This is a genomic window from Myxococcus stipitatus DSM 14675 (genome assembly GCF_000331735.1).
GTDB lineage: Bacteria > Myxococcota > Myxococcia > Myxococcales > Myxococcaceae > Myxococcus > Myxococcus stipitatus.
This window is the reverse complement of the sequence record NC_020126.1, coordinates 5,443,881-5,460,671: the sequence shown is the minus strand read 5'-3', so window position 1 is coordinate 5,460,671 and position 16,791 is coordinate 5,443,881. Positions and strand designations below refer to the sequence as shown.

The 16,791-nt window shown below is 69.8% G+C and carries 16 protein-coding genes and 1 riboswitch; of the genes, 9 read left to right on the top strand and 7 right to left on the bottom strand.

What is annotated here, in order from left to right; translation table 11 throughout:
* Positions 1-4 precede the first annotated feature (4 nt).
* From MYSTI_RS21180 to MYSTI_RS21170, 3 genes are read right to left on the bottom strand one after another with little or no spacing between them, the layout of a single operon-like run.
* A complete protein-coding gene (locus MYSTI_RS21180) occupies positions 5-919 on the bottom strand; it encodes an HAD family hydrolase (protein ID WP_015349833.1) in 915 nt (304 codons plus the stop codon).
* Positions 920-930: 11 nt separating this feature from the next.
* Positions 931-2,766, bottom strand: a complete 1,836-nt coding sequence (locus tag MYSTI_RS21175; protein ID WP_015349832.1) for an aspartate:alanine exchanger family transporter — start codon at positions 2,764-2,766, stop codon at positions 931-933.
* 32 nt (positions 2,767-2,798) lie between these two features.
* Entirely contained in the window at positions 2,799-3,521 is a 723-nt protein-coding gene (locus MYSTI_RS21170) for a porin family protein (protein WP_015349831.1), read from the bottom strand.
* Positions 3,522-3,744: 223 nt separating this feature from the next.
* Between MYSTI_RS21170 and MYSTI_RS21165 the strand changes: the two genes are divergently transcribed.
* Complete coding sequence (locus tag MYSTI_RS21165) at positions 3,745-5,490, top strand: SulP family inorganic anion transporter (RefSeq protein ID WP_015349830.1); 1,746 nt, start codon at positions 3,745-3,747, stop codon at positions 5,488-5,490.
* A 100-nt stretch (positions 5,491-5,590) separates the two neighbouring features.
* Positions 5,591-5,654: riboswitch (guanidine-III (ykkC-III) riboswitch) on the top strand.
* Between the two features lie 17 nt (positions 5,655-5,671).
* Positions 5,672-5,998: a quaternary ammonium compound efflux SMR transporter SugE gene (gene sugE / locus MYSTI_RS21160; protein WP_015349829.1), complete on the top strand. Its 327-nt coding sequence runs from the start codon at positions 5,672-5,674 to the stop codon at positions 5,996-5,998.
* A gap of 12 nt (positions 5,999-6,010) precedes the next feature.
* On the opposite strand, the gene MYSTI_RS21155 is transcribed toward sugE, so the two are convergent.
* Positions 6,011-7,069 carry a hypothetical protein gene (locus MYSTI_RS21155; RefSeq protein ID WP_144370118.1) on the bottom strand — a complete coding sequence of 353 codons (1,059 nt, stop codon included), beginning with the start codon at positions 7,067-7,069 and terminating at the stop codon, positions 6,011-6,013.
* Positions 7,070-7,322: 253 nt separating this feature from the next.
* On the opposite strand from MYSTI_RS21155, the gene MYSTI_RS21150 reads away from it, so the two are divergent.
* From MYSTI_RS21150 to MYSTI_RS21140, 3 genes are all read left to right on the top strand, one after another.
* Positions 7,323-8,624, top strand: a complete 1,302-nt coding sequence (locus tag MYSTI_RS21150; protein WP_169558651.1) for an amidohydrolase — start codon at positions 7,323-7,325, stop codon at positions 8,622-8,624.
* 116 nt (positions 8,625-8,740) lie between these two features.
* Positions 8,741-9,034, top strand: a complete 294-nt coding sequence (locus tag MYSTI_RS21145; protein WP_015349826.1) for a hypothetical protein — start codon at positions 8,741-8,743, stop codon at positions 9,032-9,034.
* 200 nt (positions 9,035-9,234) lie between these two features.
* Positions 9,235-10,767 (top strand): methyl-accepting chemotaxis protein, encoded by a 1,533-nt coding sequence (locus tag MYSTI_RS21140; RefSeq protein WP_015349825.1) that lies wholly within the window; start codon positions 9,235-9,237, stop codon positions 10,765-10,767.
* Here MYSTI_RS21140 and MYSTI_RS21135 read toward each other — a convergent pair.
* On the bottom strand, positions 10,755-12,341 hold the full coding sequence (locus MYSTI_RS21135) for an MFS transporter (protein WP_015349824.1): 1,587 nt from the start codon (positions 12,339-12,341) through the stop codon (positions 10,755-10,757). The two genes, MYSTI_RS21140 and MYSTI_RS21135, sit on opposite strands and share 13 nt — an antisense overlap.
* Positions 12,342-12,502: 161 nt before the next feature.
* Here MYSTI_RS21135 and MYSTI_RS21130 point away from each other — a divergent pair, with 161 nt between their 5' ends.
* The 3 genes from MYSTI_RS21130 to MYSTI_RS21120 are packed head-to-tail and all read left to right on the top strand — an operon-like array spanning position 12,503 to position 14,620.
* Positions 12,503-13,501 (top strand): polyprenyl synthetase family protein, encoded by a 999-nt coding sequence (locus tag MYSTI_RS21130; protein WP_015349823.1) that lies wholly within the window; start codon positions 12,503-12,505, stop codon positions 13,499-13,501.
* Positions 13,498-14,088 (top strand): GbsR/MarR family transcriptional regulator, encoded by a 591-nt coding sequence (locus MYSTI_RS21125; protein WP_015349822.1) that lies wholly within the window; start codon positions 13,498-13,500, stop codon positions 14,086-14,088. The genes MYSTI_RS21130 and MYSTI_RS21125 overlap by 4 nt, the downstream gene beginning before the upstream one ends.
* Before the next feature lie 10 nt (positions 14,089-14,098).
* Positions 14,099-14,620, top strand: a complete 522-nt coding sequence (locus MYSTI_RS21120; protein WP_015349821.1) for a gamma-glutamylcyclotransferase — start codon at positions 14,099-14,101, stop codon at positions 14,618-14,620.
* Here the strand turns inward: MYSTI_RS21120 and MYSTI_RS21115 are convergent.
* The gene (locus MYSTI_RS21115) at positions 14,590-15,552 is read right to left on the bottom strand and encodes a LysR family transcriptional regulator (RefSeq protein WP_015349820.1); all 963 of its coding nucleotides are present in this window, start codon (positions 15,550-15,552) and stop codon (positions 14,590-14,592) included. The two genes, MYSTI_RS21120 and MYSTI_RS21115, sit on opposite strands and share 31 nt — an antisense overlap.
* Positions 15,553-15,619: 67 nt before the next feature.
* Here MYSTI_RS21115 and MYSTI_RS21110 point away from each other — a divergent pair, with 67 nt between their 5' ends.
* Entirely contained in the window at positions 15,620-16,120 is a 501-nt protein-coding gene (locus MYSTI_RS21110) for a VOC family protein (RefSeq protein ID WP_015349819.1), read from the top strand.
* 158 nt (positions 16,121-16,278) lie between these two features.
* On the opposite strand, the gene MYSTI_RS21105 is transcribed toward MYSTI_RS21110, so the two are convergent.
* Positions 16,279-16,488 carry a hypothetical protein gene (locus MYSTI_RS21105; protein WP_015349817.1) on the bottom strand — a complete coding sequence of 70 codons (210 nt, stop codon included), beginning with the start codon at positions 16,486-16,488 and terminating at the stop codon, positions 16,279-16,281.
* Positions 16,489-16,791 lie beyond the last annotated feature (303 nt).

Here is a 16,791-nt window from a genome sequence, read left to right as displayed (position 1 = left end):
CGGCTCACGAGAACACGCGGCTCCAGTCCGAGCGCATGCTCACCACCGTCCACCCCTCCTGGCCGGCGACCTCGAGCGCGTGGTCCAGGCGGCCCGCCTTGGCCTCGCGGTCATAGGCATACTCGCGCGCGTCGTCGTCGTGGTGCAGGAGCAGGCGCAGCCGAGGCCCGTCCCGGACGCCGGTGTACTGCAACATCTGGAGGTCCCCGTCCGAGTTGCCGAACGCGAGCACCGGGCGCTTGCCGATGTGCAGGTGGATGTTGATGGGCTTGCCCTCGCCGTCATCGAGGCTGGTGAGGCTGGGCAGCTTGACGAGCACGGGCTGCCCCTCGCGCCACTCCATGCGGGTCTTCCCGCTGCTGCCAATCACATGCGAGGAGGGGATGCCGTAGGTCTCCTCGCAGAAGGTCCGCAGGAAGTCGATGCCCCCGCCCGAGACGATGTGCAGGTCGAACCCACGCGTCCGCAGGTGGTCCAGGAGCTCCAGCATCGGCTGGTAGACGCAGTGGGTGAACGGGCGCTGGAAGCGCGGGTGTCTGGCCTTGGCGAGCCACTCCTTGACGGTGTGGGAGAACTCGCCCGTGGTCATCCCCGCGTGCGTGGCCGCGAGGAGCGCGGCGGCGTCGTGTTCGGTGAGCGTGCGGAGGGCTTCTTCGTCTCCCTCGATGAGCGCCTTGAAGGGCTGTCGTCCGCGCCACTCGGGGTGGGACGGGGCCAGCGCGCGCACGCGGTCCACGGCGAAGAGGGCCTGGACGTACATGGGCTGCTCGGACCAGAGCGTCCCGTCGTTGTCGAAGACCGCCACGCGGTCCTCCGGCGGAACGTAGGTGGGAGCACCTTCGGTGGTGACGGCGTCGACGAAGTCCAGCAACGCCTGGCGCGCGGCGCCGTCATTCCAGGAGGGGAGGGGAGCACTCATGGTGGCCTCGCTCAGCCCATCAGGGCGAACAGGTAGCAGATGAGGGTGAGCAGCAGGTTGGAGATGGCGAACGTCACGGGATAGCCGATGGCCGGGACGATGCTCTTCGACGCCTCCTGCGCCGCGCGCATGCCCGCGCTGTTGCACCGGGCACCCGCGATGGCGCCCATCAGCACGGCGGTGTTCATCTTGAAGACATACTGACCCACGACCCAGCCGACGAGGGGCGGGACGAAGGCCGCGATGGAGCCGATGATGAGCGTGGGCCCCAACAGGCCCTGCTCGATGGCGTGCTGCACGCCGGGGCCCGCGTTCAACCCGAGGATGGCGATGAAGACATTGAGCCCCAGGTCCTCGAGCAGCTGCCGCGCGGACTCCGGGAACGGACCGCCGAAGGCCGGGTTGTGGGTGCGCAGGATGCTCAGGCCGATGCTGACGACGAGCAGACCGACGGCGGAGCCCAGGCTGAACTGGATGCCGAAGAGCGGGATGGTGATGGCGCCCAGCAGCGCGCCCGCGGCGAGCCCGAGCCCCAAGGTGATGATGTCCGTGGAGAGGCTCGGTTTGACGGCGGGACCCAGCACCTGCTTCAGCCCCGCCACGCGCCGGGCACTGCCGGTGATGCGCAGCACGTCGCCCTTGTTGACCGTCCGGTCCCGGCTCACGGGGAGCTGGTCGCCGGCCCGGAAGATGGCGTTGAGGTAGATGCCCTGGCCCATGTGCTGCGCGAGCTCGCCCAGCGTCTTGCCGACGACCTCCTTGTTCTGGACGATGAACTCCACCGTGTCGAACTTCACGTTGCGCAGCTTGGAGTCATCCACCTCCGGGCCGATGTGCGGCCCTCCCGCGAGCAGCAGCGACACGGGGCCCAGCATCGCCACCTCGTCGCCTCGGTGCAGCACCAGGTCCGGGGGTGGGTTGTAGACCTTGCCGTCGTGGTAGACGCGCTCGACGGCGACGCGGGGATGGGCGTGGTCCAGGTCCGCGACGGTGCGGCCCTCCAGCGCCGGGTTCTCCACGCGGAAGACGCGCAGGTCCAACGGCATGTAGCCCCGGATGAACGCGTCGGCGGTGCCGGGCAGCGGCGCGGAGTCCTCGCCGGAGAGCTCCTTCTCCATCGCCTTGCCGTCCGCCACCGCGTCGCGGCCGAACATCCTGGGCAGGAACGACATCATCACGGTGAAGGCCACCATGCTGATGCAGTAGAGGAACGCGTAGGACGTGGTGAGGTTGTCGGTCGCCAGCTTCGCGTGCTCGGGTGAGAGCTTCGCGGCGCCGCTGGCGAGGGCCGCCTGCGCCGCGCCGAAGCCGGGCGTGGCCGTGTTGGCGCCCGAGAGGATGCCCGCGAGGAGTCCCGGCGCCAGCGTCGTGACGAAGCGCGACGCGTACACCAGCGCGGACGACAGCAGCGGCACCAGCAGCGCGAGGAGGATGAGGTGCTTGCCCTCGCGGTGGATACCGCCGAGGAACTGCGGCCCCACCTTCATGCCGATGGCGAAGATGAAGAGGTTGAAGAACACCGTGCTGGTGAACTCCGGCAGGGCGTATTGAATCTTGTAGGAGTGGAAGGCCCAGAAGCTGACGACCAGGGCCAGCAGGAGGGTGGCCGCCGTGGAGCCCATGCCCACGCCCTTCACCTTCACCTCGCCCAGCGCGAAGCCCGCGGCCACGACGAGGAACAGCAGGATGAAGGGCTGCTTGTGCAGGTAGTTGAGGAGGGCGCCGAAGACACCGTGCGGCTCCGGCTGCACGGCGGCGGGGGGCTGCCCCTGGGCGAAGGCGATGACCGCGAGGCCGACGACGGCGGCCCCCGCGAGAATGATGGCATGGCGCGCTTGGCTTCTCATGCGAGCGTCCTCCTGTCCGGCGCGGGCACGCCCTAGAAGCGCAGCCCCAGGTTGATGGGCAGGTACTGGCCATCGGCGCGCTGGGTGCCTTCGATGGCGTTGAACTTGGGGCCGAAGATGTAGTGGTAGCGGGCCTCCAGGTAGACGCGCATGTTGGCGTAGATGCGGTAGGAGATGCCCACGCCACCGTTCAGGCCGAAGTCGGTGGAGCTGCGCGAGCCGATGACGTTGCTCACCGGAACGACGTCGGTGTAGCAGATGAGCAACCACGGGTCGCAGACGGGCACGAGCGTCGCGCCCGCCAGCTCCGTGATCTCCACCTTGCGGTAGTACAGGCCCGGCCCGCCCGTGAGGTAGAGGCCCACGCGTCCCTTCGGCAGCAGGCCGAAGAGGAAGTTGAGGTTGCCGTACTGCATGATGTGGTCACCGGCGACGTTCTCGTCCTGGAGGATGCGGTCCTTCAGGTCGAAGTCGCTGTACTGGTACTCGAGGAAGGCGCCGAACCGGTCCGTGAAGTGGTAGCCCGCGCCCAGCAGGAAGCCCCAGCCCGCGTCGAAGCGGTCGCCCGTCTTGCCGATGGGGACGAGCAAGCCGCCTCCCAGGTTGAAGGTGACGCGTCCCGCGATGGGCGGCTCGTCGTCGACGAAGGCCTCGGTGGAGGTGGACTCGGCTGCCTGCCGCAGCGGCCCCGCCAGCGTCGGCGTGGCGACGAGCATCGCGGTCATCATCCAGGGCATGGCGAAGAAACGAGGCATGGGACCTCCTCCTGTCATGGCCCGGTGAAGCTGGGGACGGTGGCGCGGCCGGGCCGGGGATGCCGGTGGCTCGCCGCTCCCTCGAGGACCGCATCGCCGTTGGACCGTGAGCACTCGTGCGTCACGCCTGTCCGCCCCTCCCTCGAGGACCGTGCCGCGCGCGCACGGGCGCGCCATCGTCGATGGGACACACTTCCAACTTCCAACGGAGCGGTGCGCGACGATGAAGCGCCTGGTGGCGAGGGGATGGCGGAGCGTGCGGCGGTTCGTCCCCGGAGCGAGCTGGGTCCGGGGCTATTCGAAGGCGTGGCTGCGGCCCGACCTGCTCTCCGCGCTGACCATCGCCGCGATGCTCGTGCCGCAGGGCCTGGCCTACGCGCAGATCGTGGGCGTGCGGCCCGTGGCGGGGCTCTACGCGGGCGCGGTGGGGATGGTGGCCTACGCGGTGTTCGGCCCGTCACGCCACCTGATGGTGGGCCCCGAGGCGGGCGCCGCCATCATCGCCGCGAGCGCGCTGGGAGGCGTGGCCGCGGGTGTGGAGCCCGCGCGGTATGCCTCGCTCGCGGCGCTGCTCGCGATGATGGTGGGGCTCATCAGCCTGGTGGCGGGCGTGTTCAAGACCGGAGCGCTGGCGGACTTCCTCTCCAAGCCCATCCTCATCGGCTACACCAACGGCGCGGCGCTCATCATCATCGGCAGCCAGCTGGCGCGGATGTTCGGCCTGGAGCGCAAGGAGGAGGACTTCCCGGGGCAGGTCCTGGAGGTGGGCCGCAACCTGGGCCACACCCATGTGCCCACGCTGCTGCTGGGGCTGGGCATCATCCTGGCGCTGGTGCTCTTGCGGCACTTCCTGCCGAAGCTGCCCGGCCCGCTCATCCTCGTGGTGGCGACCACCGTGGTGGCGCAGGTGTTCGAGCTCCACCACGGCGGCGTCAAGGTGGTGGGCACCGTCGCCGCCGCGCCGCCGTCGCTGGGGCTGCCCTCGGTGGGCTTCGCCGACGTGCGCGCGCTGCTGCCCGCGGCACTGAGTCTGGCGTTGGTCAACTACGCCAGCTCCGTGCTCGCGGGCCGCATCTACGCGGACAAGCACCGCTACCATCTGGACAGCAACCAGGAGCTGCTGGGGCAGGCCGCGGCCAACCTGGCCAACGCCTTCACGCAGGGCTTCCCGGTGACGGGCAGCGACTCGCGCACGGCCGTCAATGACGCCATGGGGGGCAAGTCCCAGCTCGTGGGCGCCGTCGCCGCGGTGCTGGTCGCCGTGTTCGCGCTCTTCCTCACGCCGCTGCTGCGCAACCTGCCGCTGGTGACCCTGGGCGCCATCGTCATGGTCGCGGCGGTGTATCTGATGGACGTGCGCTCCATCGTCGCGCTGTGGCGGGTGCGGCGCGTGGAGGCGGTGCTGGCGGTGGTGACGACGCTGGGCGTGCTGGTGTTGGGCATCCTCCAAGGCATCCTCATCGCCGTGGCGCTGGCGCTGGGGGATCTCATCCGCCGCGCCGCCCATCCGCATGACGCCGTCCTGGGACAGCGCGAGGACGTGTCCGGCTGGCATGACGTGCGCCGGCACGCGGACACGCGCACCCTCCCGGGCCTGCTCGTGTACCGCTTCGATGCGCCCATGTTCTTCGCCAACGCGCGCCACCTCCGGGAGCAGGTCCGCGCGCTGGTGGCCGAGGCGACGCCGACACCTCGCGAGGTGGTGCTGGACGCGAGCGCCGTGTTCGACCTGGACGTCACCGCGGCGGAGGGCCTGGAGAAGCTGCGGCGCGAGCTGTCGGAGCGCGGAATCGTCCTGGTCATCGCGGACGCGAATGCGCCACTGCGCGGCATGCTGCGCAGGACGGGGCTGACGGAGCGGCTGGGCGAGGAGAACGTCTACCTCACGGTGGAGGCGGCGGTGGCCCGATTCGAGCGCCGCGGCCCGCGCGCGCCACCACCTCCCGAGCCTCCCGCCGCCCTGCATTGACGCGAACGAGGTGGTGTCGCGCGAGCCGCGGAATCCAAACGCGGCGGAGAGTGTTGAAGCCAGAAGTGCGAGGCGCTATAGACCTCGCCGTCCGTCGCGCCCGGTGTGGGTGTGACGTACCCGGACGAGACGCGCCGTACCCGGATTCGACAAGACGACGCTCATCCAGGAGTCGTGCGTCATGGCGTGGATTCTTCTCATTGTGGCGGGTCTGCTCGAGGTGGGTTGGGCCATCGGGCTCAAGTACACCGAGGGCTTCACCCGTCTGGTGCCCAGCGTCCTCACGGGCCTGGCCATCGTCACCAGCATGGTGTTGCTGGGCACCGCGGCGAAGACGCTGCCCATCGGCACGGCCTATGCCGTGTGGGTCGGAATCGGCGCGCTGGGCGCGGCGGTGCTGGGCGTGGTGCTCTTCAACGAGGCCATCTCGCCCTTGCGCATGCTCTTCCTGGGGATGCTGCTGGTGTCCATCATCGGCCTGAAGGCGACCAGCGGCGCGGGCCACTGACGGCCCGCGTGCTCACCAGACGTAGCGGAGGATGAGCTGGCCGTAGGACAGGGTCGGCTCACCTGACTCCTGCGTGCCATCGGAGTCCTGCGCGGGGTACGGGTCGCCGTTGAGCGTCACCGTCCCCCCGATGCCGACCTGCAGGTTGGAGCGGCCCGAGTAGTAGATGCCCAGGCCCACCGTGCTGTCGCTCAACGTCCGGTCATCCAGGACGGCGCGCGTCTCGCGTCCGGTGCGGAAGGCGAACTCGCCCTGCACCGCCAGCGGGACGTGGAACCGCTCGTTGAAGTCCAACGCCGCCGCCAGCGCGAGGAAGACTCGGAAGGCGTGGGTCTTCTGGTCGAACCGGTGCCCCAGGCCCAGGTCGAACGGGCGCCGGTTCTGCCAGGCGTACTCCACGGAGGCGGAGCCCTGGAGCGAGAACAAGGGGCCGAAGGACTGCGCCGCGTAGACGCCGCCGTTGAGCGTGGTCTCCCGGTTGGGGACGAAGAGGAGCTGACCGACCTGGCCTTGGATGATCTCCTCCAGGGTGATGGCCGGGGTCTGGAGGATGGCGTTGACGAAGGGGAGCAGGGTGACCTGCCGGCCCCGATCATAGCCGACGTTGGCGCGCACGGAGACCTGCGTGCCGCTGTGCTCGCTGTGCAGGAGCCGGACGACACCGCCCACCTGTCCGACGAGGTCGAGCGTCGCGCCCGAGGACAACAGTCCGCTGGGGGTGGTGCCGGTGATGATGGTTGCCCGGCCGAAGCCCGCGAGGGCCAGCCAGTCGGTGAGCGCCAGGCTCAGGTCCAGCGTCTGCTGGAGACCGGTGAGGTGGACGTCGAAGGGCTCGAGGTTGCCCACCGGGACGTCCGGGACGTCGTAGCGCGCGACACCTTCACGGATGCCGAAGTAGGTGGTGACGAACGCGCTCTGCTGGAGCATGGGGAACAGGAAGGTGTGTTCCTTGATGCGGCGGGACTTCGCGCCGCACTCCGCTTCGCAGTCCACCCGCGTGTCTTTGGCCCACGCGGTGGGGCCGGTTCCCAGGAACAACGCAAGGCCGAGGCTCAGGAGCGTCTTCTTCATCTCGGCGAACGTGGGGAAGCTGGCCACCCCTGACCATTGCCCCGTGCGCTGACCGAGCGTCGAAGCGAGGACAGCGGCCCGCCATCCCGTGAAAAGGCCGTTGTTCCACGGACATTGGTGTCACTGGCGCACGTGACAACCGCTCTTCGCGCGCGTGGAAGGGACATGTTTCCCGCTGCGATGGGGAGGAAGCGGAATGGAAGTAACGGAGTCCTTGCAGAGAGCCGAGCCAGCACAGGCGTGGCGTCCCCACTTGACGCCAGCGCATGAGCAGCTCGCTCCACGGTTGGAGGCGTTCTATCGGGACCTGCACGCGCACCCGGAGCTGTCCATGCAGGAAGGACAGACGGCGGCGAAGGTGGCGCGCTGGTTGGAGCGGTGTGGCTACGAAGTCACCTCGGGCGTCGGGAGGCACGGTGTCGTCGGGGTGTTGCGCAACGGCCCCGGGCCCACGGTGTTGTTGCGCGCGGACATGGATGCGCTGCCGGTGGAGGAGAAGACGGGGCGGCCGGATGCCAGCCACGCGCGGGCGAAGGACGCGGGAGGGGGCAGCGTGCCGGTGATGCACGCCTGTGGACACGACGTCCACGTCACCTGCCTGGTGGGCGTCGCGGAGCTGCTGGCCACCGCGCGCCACCACTGGCGGGGGACGCTGATGATGGTGGCCCAGCCCGCGGAGGAGACCCTCCAGGGCGCCAAGGCGATGCTGGGGGACCACCTCTACGAGCGCTTCGGCAAGCCCGATGTCGCGCTGGCGCAGCACGTGGGGCCGCTCCAGGTGGGCTTCGTCGGCCACCACAAGGGCGCGTCCATGATGGCCGCGGCGAACGTGCGGGTGCGCATCTTCGGCAAGGGCGGGCATGGCTCGGAGCCTCACCTGGCGGTGGACCCCGTGGTCATCGCGGCCTACCTGGTGACGCGGCTTCAGACCATCGTCTCGCGCGAGCTGGACCTCGCCGGAGGCGGCGCGGTGATATCCGTGGGGAGTCTTCACGCGGGCTCCCGCTCCAATGTCATCCCAGACGAGGCCGTGCTGGAGCTGACGGTGCGCACGCCGACGGATGCGCTCCAGAAGCAGGTGCTGGAGTCCATCACGCGCATGGCGAAGGCCGAGTGCGAGGCGGGACGCTCGCCCAAGCCGCCCGAAATCGAAGTGATGAGCCGCACGCGAGTGATGGTGAACGACGATTCGTACTTCACGCGGGTCCGCTCCGCGCACGCGGCCTGGTTCGGCGAGGACCACCTCGTCGACACGGGCATGCTCAGCGGCAGCGAGGACTTTCCCTACTTCGACGGTCGTCCGTCCGGGGACGGCGCTCCCGCGGAGGTCCCGCTGGTCTACTGGTACTTCGGAGGCACGTCCCACGATGCGTGGAAACGGGCTCCAGGCAAGACCTTCGCGGAGAAGCTCCAGAGCCTGCCGTCGAACCACTCTCCGCTGTTCGACCCCTCGCTCGACAGCCTCCGCTTCGGCTGTGAGTCCATGCTCCTGGCGGCCCTGGCGTGTCTGGGCGAGGAGCCTCGCGTGGACGCTTCACCGGGAGGGGTTCACTGAAAAAGCACCCGAGGGCCGGCTGACATTTCTACAGGGGCGCAAGCGGACATGCCGCCAAGCGTCCGAAACTCTTCAAAGGCGGGGTGGCACATGGCCTGCTTTGTGCGGCGGTCACCATGAAGTCCCAGAGGAACATCCACCGACCCTTCACCGTGGAGATCGCCGCGGCGGCCTGGAGTCAGGTCGCCCGGCTCTCGCGAGAGCGCTATCGCGCTATCCAGGCCCGACTGGAGGAGGTCGCGGCCCTGGGCGCGGTGGCGGAGGAGTCCGGCTGCTTCCAGTTGGAGGAGCTGACCATCTACTTCCACGTCGACACGCGGCGACGCCTGGTGTCGCTGATGGACATCATCCGCGACAAGGGATGCGTCCCGAAGAGTCCGGCGAGGCCCTCCACGACACGCGCATCATGAAGGGTGCAATTTTCTCATCCGGCCGTGCGACGCCGTGAAAGCGAGACGGCGTTACGTTTTGTGAATGAGCATGGATTGGGGTGCGGACGGACCCTTGCATTCATGCAAGGAGTCAAGCGCGCGCCGTGGGGTTGCGTCATTGCCTGACACTTGCACAGAATGCAGGTGCCGCATTCGCCCTGAATCCCCCTCGAGCCTGGATGCGATACTCCCTCCACCTGAAGATCTCCGTGGCGCCCGCGCTCGTGGCGCTGTCCTTTGCCCTGCTGTCGGTGCTGTACACAATCCCGCGCATGCGCGACGCCTTCGAGGAGCAGGGGCGAGCGATGAGCGCGGCGGTTCCGACGGCGCTCGCCTCCGCGATGGCGGACCTGCTGCGCAATCGCGAGCAGCAGCTCATCCAGTCGACGCTGGACAGCGTGATCCAGGATGGCTCGTTGGCCTATGTGGGGTTCGCGGATGAGCAGGGGCGGCTCGTCGCCGTCGCGGGGGCCCATGCGCAGACGCTGCGTGCTCACGCGGGCGAGCTGACCCTCACGAAGGAGGGCACCCCGGTGATGGCGGAGGGCGTGGAGCTCCTGAACATGGCGGCGGCGGTGCCCGGTGGATTGGGGACGGTGCACGTCGGGTTCAACCGCACGGAGGCGCGCGGTCGCATCGAGGGCGTGGTGCTGAGCCACCGCGTGGTCCTGCTGTTGATGCTGGTGCTGATGTTGGCGCTGGCGTGGGCGGTGAGCCGGCGCATCGTCGCGCCGCTGGCCGCGCTCACCCGGGTGGTCCGGCGCATCGCGGAGCACGGCGACTTGCGCGAGCCCGTGCATGTCACGACGCAGGACGAGGTGGGGGACCTGGCGCAGGCGATGGGGCTCCTGGTGGGCAAGCTGAAGGAGCTGCTGCACCAGCTGCATTCCTCCACGGAGCTGCTGACGGACTCCGTGACGGGGCTGAACGACTCCGCGACGGAGCAGAACCAGATGGTGTCGCGGCAGGCCGCGGCGCTCCAGGAGACGCAGGTGACGGCGCAGGAGATTCGCCAGACGGCGCTCATGGCGTCGAACTCCGCGCAGTCCGTCATCGAGGTCGCCGAGCGCGCGGAGGCGCTGGGCAAGACGGGCGAGGACGCCGTCTCCGCGAGCATCGACGGGATGGTGGACCTGCGCTCCCAGGTGGAGCAGATCACCCTGCGCATCATGTCGCTGAGCGAGCGCACGCAGCAGATTGGCGGCATCACCGAGACGGTGAAGGACCTGGCGGACCAGTCGCACCTCTTGGCGGTGAACGCGGCCATCGAGGCGGCGCGCTCGGGGGAGCACGGCAAGGGCTTCGCGGTGGTGGCGCGGGAGATTCGCGCCCTGGCGGACCAGTCCATCCGCGCCACCACCCAGGTGCGGAAGATCCTCTCCGACATCGCGGAGGCCATCTCCAGCACGGTGCAGATCACCGCCGAGGGGACCCAGCGGATGGAGGCGGGGCTGACCCAGGCGCGCGCGTCCGGAGACACGCTGCGCCAGCTCTCCACCATCGTCCAGGACAGCACCGCCTCCGCGCGGCAGATTGCGCGGACGGTGAGTCAGCAGGCCACGGGCATCGAGCAGATCTTCACCGCCGTCAACGAGCTGAACGCGCTGATGGGGGACACGGTGAAGCGCATCTCCACGACGAACGACTCGGCGGTGTCGCTGAAGATGCTCTCCGAGCGCGTGGCCGAGGTAGTGCGCGCCTACCGCGTCTGAGCCTCGCGCTGGCGGCCGGAGTGGTCCGTCGTCGGCGGGCTCAGCGGCTCGGGCAGCACCCGCGAACTCCACGCGCGTGGGCCCAGGCGCAGGAGCAGGGCGGAGAACGAGGTCGTGGGGTGGGCCCCGGGCTCCGGGAGCCTCGCGGCGAGCAGGCCCGCGCCCAGGCGCGCGACGGAGGACAGCACGAAGAGGACATGCAGGTTCACCCAGCTCTGTCCGCCCAGGATGAAGTGCTCGGGGATGAGGGCGGCGAGGGTGCCTCCCAGCGCGGCGGCGGCGGCGTACGCCAGGCCTCCCGCGGTGGAGAACGCGGCCAGGTAGAACGGGCGACCCTGTCGCGGCGCGACGGTGAGCGGCAGCGCGAAGATGGCCAGGGCATGGCCTCCCCACAGCGCGCCCGCGAGCACTCCGTCGAAGAGCAGCGGCCACAGCCGCCCTTCGGCGGGCAGCAGCCACAGCGCGGGGATGACGCCGATGCCCAGCGAGCACGCCATCAGGACGGGCTGCGCGCCGACCTTGTCGATGAGCCGTCCCCACAGCGGCGCGGTGAGGATGCGCACCGCCGCCACGCCAGCGGCATGCAGCGCGACGAGGACGAAGGTCATCTTGAGGTTCTGGATGCTGTGCAGCGCGAAGAACGGCGCGGACACGCCCACCGCCGCGTTCCAGGCGATTTGATATGTCAACACGCGCTTCGCCAGCGGGTCCTTCAGCGGCACCAGCGCGCTCTTGAGCTCCAGGCGGGGCGCGCTCCCCGGCGGCGCGGGGTCATGCTGGCTGGCCATGAGCAGCGTCGTCACCCCGCCCATGACACAGGCCCCCAGCGCGAGCAGCGGCAGCGCCAGGCCCAGCCCCTCCAAGGGACGCAGCCGGTCCAGCAGCACCCCGGCCCCGAGTGAGGCCACGGTGCCGGCCAGCGTGGTGAGCGCGGTGCGCCGGCCGAAGAACCTCCCTCGCACCGGGCGCGGCACCAATTCCCCCATCCACGCCACCCACGCGTTGTTGCCCACCACCCCCAGCACCGCGGAGGCCCCCGCGACGACGAGCAGCAGGTGCTGACGCGCCGGAAGGTCCAGGTCCAGCCAGGGGAGGACCGCGAGCGGAAACATCACCAGCCGGGACAGACACACGGCCGTCAGCGCCACGCGGCGGTGGCCGAACGTGGACGTCAGCCACGCGGCGGGGAACTGGATGAACTGAGCGCAGAACGGCAGCGCCGTCATGACGCCCACCAGCAACGGCCCCAGGCCCAGCGCGATGGCCCACGCGGTGAGCACCGTCGCGCCCGCGCAGGCGGTGAAGACCTCCGCGAACATGCCCTCCACGACGGACGCTCCCAGCGTCGAGCGCAGCCGGCTGGAGGGGGCTTGCCGCGTCGCGTCCAGGGCCCCGGAGTCCGCGGGGGGCGCTCCGAGCAGGGGCGCGGCGGAGCCCGGCAGGGACGAGCCCGGTCGGAACAGGGGGACGGCCGTGGCGAGCGAGGCGAAGCTGCTCAGGAGATGGCGGCGGAAGGCGGCGAAGCTCAACGCGGGGCTTGAGACATGGAATGCGGGGCCTTGCGTCTGTCGCATGGCTCGGGCGGGTGTCTCAATCCGACCTCCGCGCCCTCCTGGCCGCCTGCTCGGACCGGGGGCGGCCGCTCCCCCCGTCCGCCCGGCCGGAGGGGGGCGCTGGAATCAGGTGCAGTTCAAGCGGTCTTGAACTATATGAACGTCGGAGGAGATCGGCGCACATGGAACTGGCTCGGGAGCTCACGGACTTTCTGGCGGCGGTGGAGCAGCGGCTCAGCGGCATGCTGGTGGATGGAAACGCCGGTCCGGGCGTGAAGGGCGACACGCTGATGGAGGCGGCCCGTCACCTGTGCGTGGGGACGGGTGGCAAGCGCGCGCGTCCCATGCTGGTCCGGCTGTTCGGCGGCGCGGTGGGTGTGGCGCCGGAGCGCCTGGTGGACGTGGCGGTGGCCGCGGAGTTCATCCACTCGGCCAGCCTCCTGCACGACGACGTGGTGGACGCGGGCATGTTCCGCCGGGGCCGGCCGACGGTGAACGCGCGCTGGGGCAACATCGTCGCGGTGATGAGCGGCGACCTCATCCTCTCCACGGGCCTGTACCACCTGGCGCAGCTGGACTCGCGGCTGACGCTGTCCGCGCTGTCGGTCGTCTCGGAGATGACCCGCGCGGCCATCGCGGAGGTGGAGGCGCGCGGAGACCTGGACCTGCCGCTCAACCGGCTGCGCTTCATCGCCGAGGGCAAGACGGGCTCGCTCTTCGGCTGGTGCGGGCACGCCGCGGCGACGCTGGCGAACCGGCCGGAGGCGGTGGAGCGCTTCGACGGGTTCGGCCGTCACCTGGGCGTGGCCTTCCAGATCGCCGACGACATCCGGGACATCCTGGGCACGGACGTGGGCAAGCCGCGCTACGCGGACGTGCACTCGCGCACGCCGTCGATGCCCATCCTGCTGGCGGTGGCGAAGGATGAGAGCCTGCGCCGCAAGCTGAAGGATGCGTGGGCGTTCTCCACCATCACCCCGGACCGCACGAAGGAGATTGGCGCGGCCATCGAGGCGACGGGCGCGGTGGAGGCGTCCATGGCGCGGATGAACGCGGAGATTGAAGCGGCGCTCGACAAGCTGGGCCACTTCGCCCAGGAGCCCGCGGGCGAGGAATTGGTGAGCTGGGCGCGCAAGCTCTCCGCGGGAATCGCCGAGCAGGTCCAAGGGCGAGCCGCATGAAGGGCTACCTGTGGACGGGGGGACACGGGAGTCAAGGCGGCGCGCCGCCGGTGGTGGAGGGGCGGCTGGCGGCGTGGGAAGCCATCGCCGTGGACGCGGTGGGCAACGTCATCGAGTTCTGGGGCTTCAAGCGCAACCAGGGCCGCGTGTGGGCGTTGCTGTACCTGCGCGGTGAGCCGCTGACGGCGGGCGAGATCGAGCGCGAGCTGGACCTGTCGAAGGGGGGCGTGTCCATGCTGCTCCGGGACCTGGAGCGCTGGGGCGTCATCCAGCGGGTGCGGCTGCCGCAGGACACCGTCTGGCGCTACGGCGCGGAGACGGACCTGGTGCGCATGGTCCGCCACGTCATCGAGGAGCGGGAGGCGGGCTTCGTGGCGCGCATCCGCGCGGACCTGTCGGAGGCGCGACGGTTGGCGGAGGCGGCGGGCGGAATCCCCCTGGAGCGGCTGGAGCGGTTGGAGAAGATGGCCACCCTGGCGGAGCACGTGGAGCGCGCGCTGCGGTTGTTCATCAAGACCTCACGGCTGGACGTGTCCGGAGTGCTGGCGGTGTTTCGCGACGGCGCGGCGCGCCGGGGTGACAGGTAGAGGGGCACACATGGATTCGCACTACGACATGGTGATGAAGGCCCGCGAGGGCGCGGACCCGAGCGTGACGCGGCTGTACTTCGCGTACTCCACCATCCTGGACCGGGCCGCGTTCGAGGAGTGGCGGCAGCAGCACTCCTACGGCTTCTTCGACCTGCCCGAGGGCCGGCTCGCCGAGGCGGTGGACGTGGACCTGGTCTACGACTTCCCGTCGCGCTGGTGGGGCGGCCGGGTGGCGGGGCTGGCGGACGCGCCGGGTGGGCGCATCTTCGGGCGCCTGTTCGAGATTCGCGGCCAGGACTGGCCCATCGTCCAGCACAAGGAAGGCTTCGTGACGGGGATGTGCGTCGAGCGTCCGGTAAAGGTGCTCGTGGACGGGCAGACGGTGGAGGCCACCGCGTTCGTCACCAACCCCCGGCGTGCCTCGCAGGACGGCCCGGTGAGCCCTCGCTTCGTGGAGGCGCTGGTCCGGGGCGCGCAGGCCGCGGGGCTCCCCGCGGACTACGTGGAGCGCCTCAAGCGCGGTCCCTGACGGGGCTGGGATTTCCGCCGCGACGGCGCGCTGAGTCTGGCGGCGTCGCGGACGACGTCCCGCAGGAAGCGGACGGCACCATCCACGTCGGCGCGGCGGTGCCAGACCTGGCGGACCTCGATGGCGTCGAGGGGGATGGGTGGCTGGAAGACCCGCAGCGGCCACCGCTCCGCGAAGGACCGCACCAGCCGGCTGGACAGGGTGGCGATGCAGTCGGTCTCCAGGACGGCCAGCGGGATGGAGGAGAAGTAGGGGAGCGCGACCTGCACCGTGCGAGTGCGCCCCTGCTTCGCCAGCGCCTGGTCCACTTCGGTGTGAATGGTGTTGAACAGCGCCAGCTCGACGTGCGGGAGCTTCGCGTAGGCGTCGAGCGTGAGCTTCTCGCGGACCTTCGGATGGTCGGCACGCACGAAGCACTCCATCGGGTCCAGGTACACCGTCTCGGCGTCGTGCTCGTCCGCGAGGACAGGCGGCATGCCGATGAGCAGATCCACCTCGCCTCGCACGAGGCCATCCTCCGCGATGAACCGGTCGAGCGTCAGCAGTTGGAGCCGCGCGGAGGGGGCCCGCTCCTTCAGGAGGCGGAGGATGGGCTGGAGGAGCGTCGCCGCGATGGCATCCACGCAGGCGATTCGAAACACGCGCGTTGATTTCGACGGGTCGAACGTGGGCGTCTCCACGAGGAGGCGGCGCGTGGTCTCGACCCACTCCCGGAGCGCGGGCTGAAGGGCCAGACCTCGCGGTGTCGGCTCGACGCCGTGGGAGCGACGCACGACCAGCGGATCTCCGAACAGGTCGCGGGCCCTCCGGAGCGCGTTGCTCACCGCCGACTGCGTGACGTGGAGCTTTCGCGCCGCGCGCGTCGCACTCCGCTCCTCCAGGACGGTGGAGAGCAGGTGCAACAGGTTGAGGTCGATGCTTCCGAGATTCACGGGAGGAATATCTCAGAACACGAGGTATCACTTCCAGTGAAGGGGGCGGCGCTGCATTCCTTGTCGCATGGACACCTCCACTCCTGCTCCTCGCATTGCGGGCTTCCACCACCTCACCGCCCCCGTCGACGACCTCGAGGTCGCCGAGCGCTTCTACGTGGGCCTCCTCGGCGCAGTGCTCGTGCGGAGGCTCGACCGGGCGACCTTCCTGCGTGTGCGTCCCGACCGGGCCTCGGAGGTGGATGCGAGCAACAGTCCGCTCCACCTCGCCGTGAGGTGGGGGGCCCCTCCCGAGCTCCACTTGTTCCTCCAGCGAGAGCGCCGCAAGCCGGTGCCTCCGCCGCATCCCCACCTGGCGATGCAGGTCGCTCCGGAGGCCTTGGACACGTTCGTCCAGCGGCTCCGCGCGGCGGGTGTCCCGCTGGATGGGCCGCGACGGCTGGGCCCACCGGGGCAGGCGTCGGTGTACTTCGCGGACCCGTTCGGCAACACGCTGGAGCTGGTCACCCTGGGCTACACGGGGGCGGTGGTCGAGGGGCCCCCCGAGGTCGGAGTCCTCGGCGGGTAGCGGGCGTGCCGGACCGCGGGGGGATGCCCAGGTTTCTTCCGCCACCATGTTCTTCTTCTTCTCGAACCGGCTGGGCTGTCTGGGCAGCGTCCTCGTCTCGGTGGGGCTGAGCCTCCTGCTCTACCTCCTGCTCAGGAGCTGAGCGAGGGGAGGGGGCGTCAAGGCTCTCCACGCCAGAGGTCGTCTTCGTCCTCGTCCTGCAGCGGGTGGAGGGTGACCAGGACGCCGTCCTTGTCCGGAGTGCTCCGCGCGGCTTCGGCTTCGGCCGGGGTGCGGGGTGCACGCTCGGAGAAGTCATCCCCCTGGAGGTGGCGCTGGCGTTGCTCGCTGGTGCCACCGTACCCCTCGGCGATCTTCTTTCGGGCCATGGTCTGTTCCTTCGACGCGGGTTGGGTCTCCCTACGCTGGGGGCACCTCCCTGGAGTCGCAATCCGCCGGGCCGGGTGGGGCTCGAGTCCTCCCTGGCTGGAGGGCGAGACGGGCGCTCTCGCGCGGGTGGATCACCCAGGATCAGAATGGCCGTGCCTACATGAATGGAATATCAGTGGTTTCGAGAGTCCCGAATCCCGTGAATTGTCGAGGAGTCTTCAGGGGTTGAGCCCTGTTCCCTGGCGCCACGAAGGTGCCTCAGACACTGAACACCTCCTCAGTCATTTCCAGGACGTCAATGC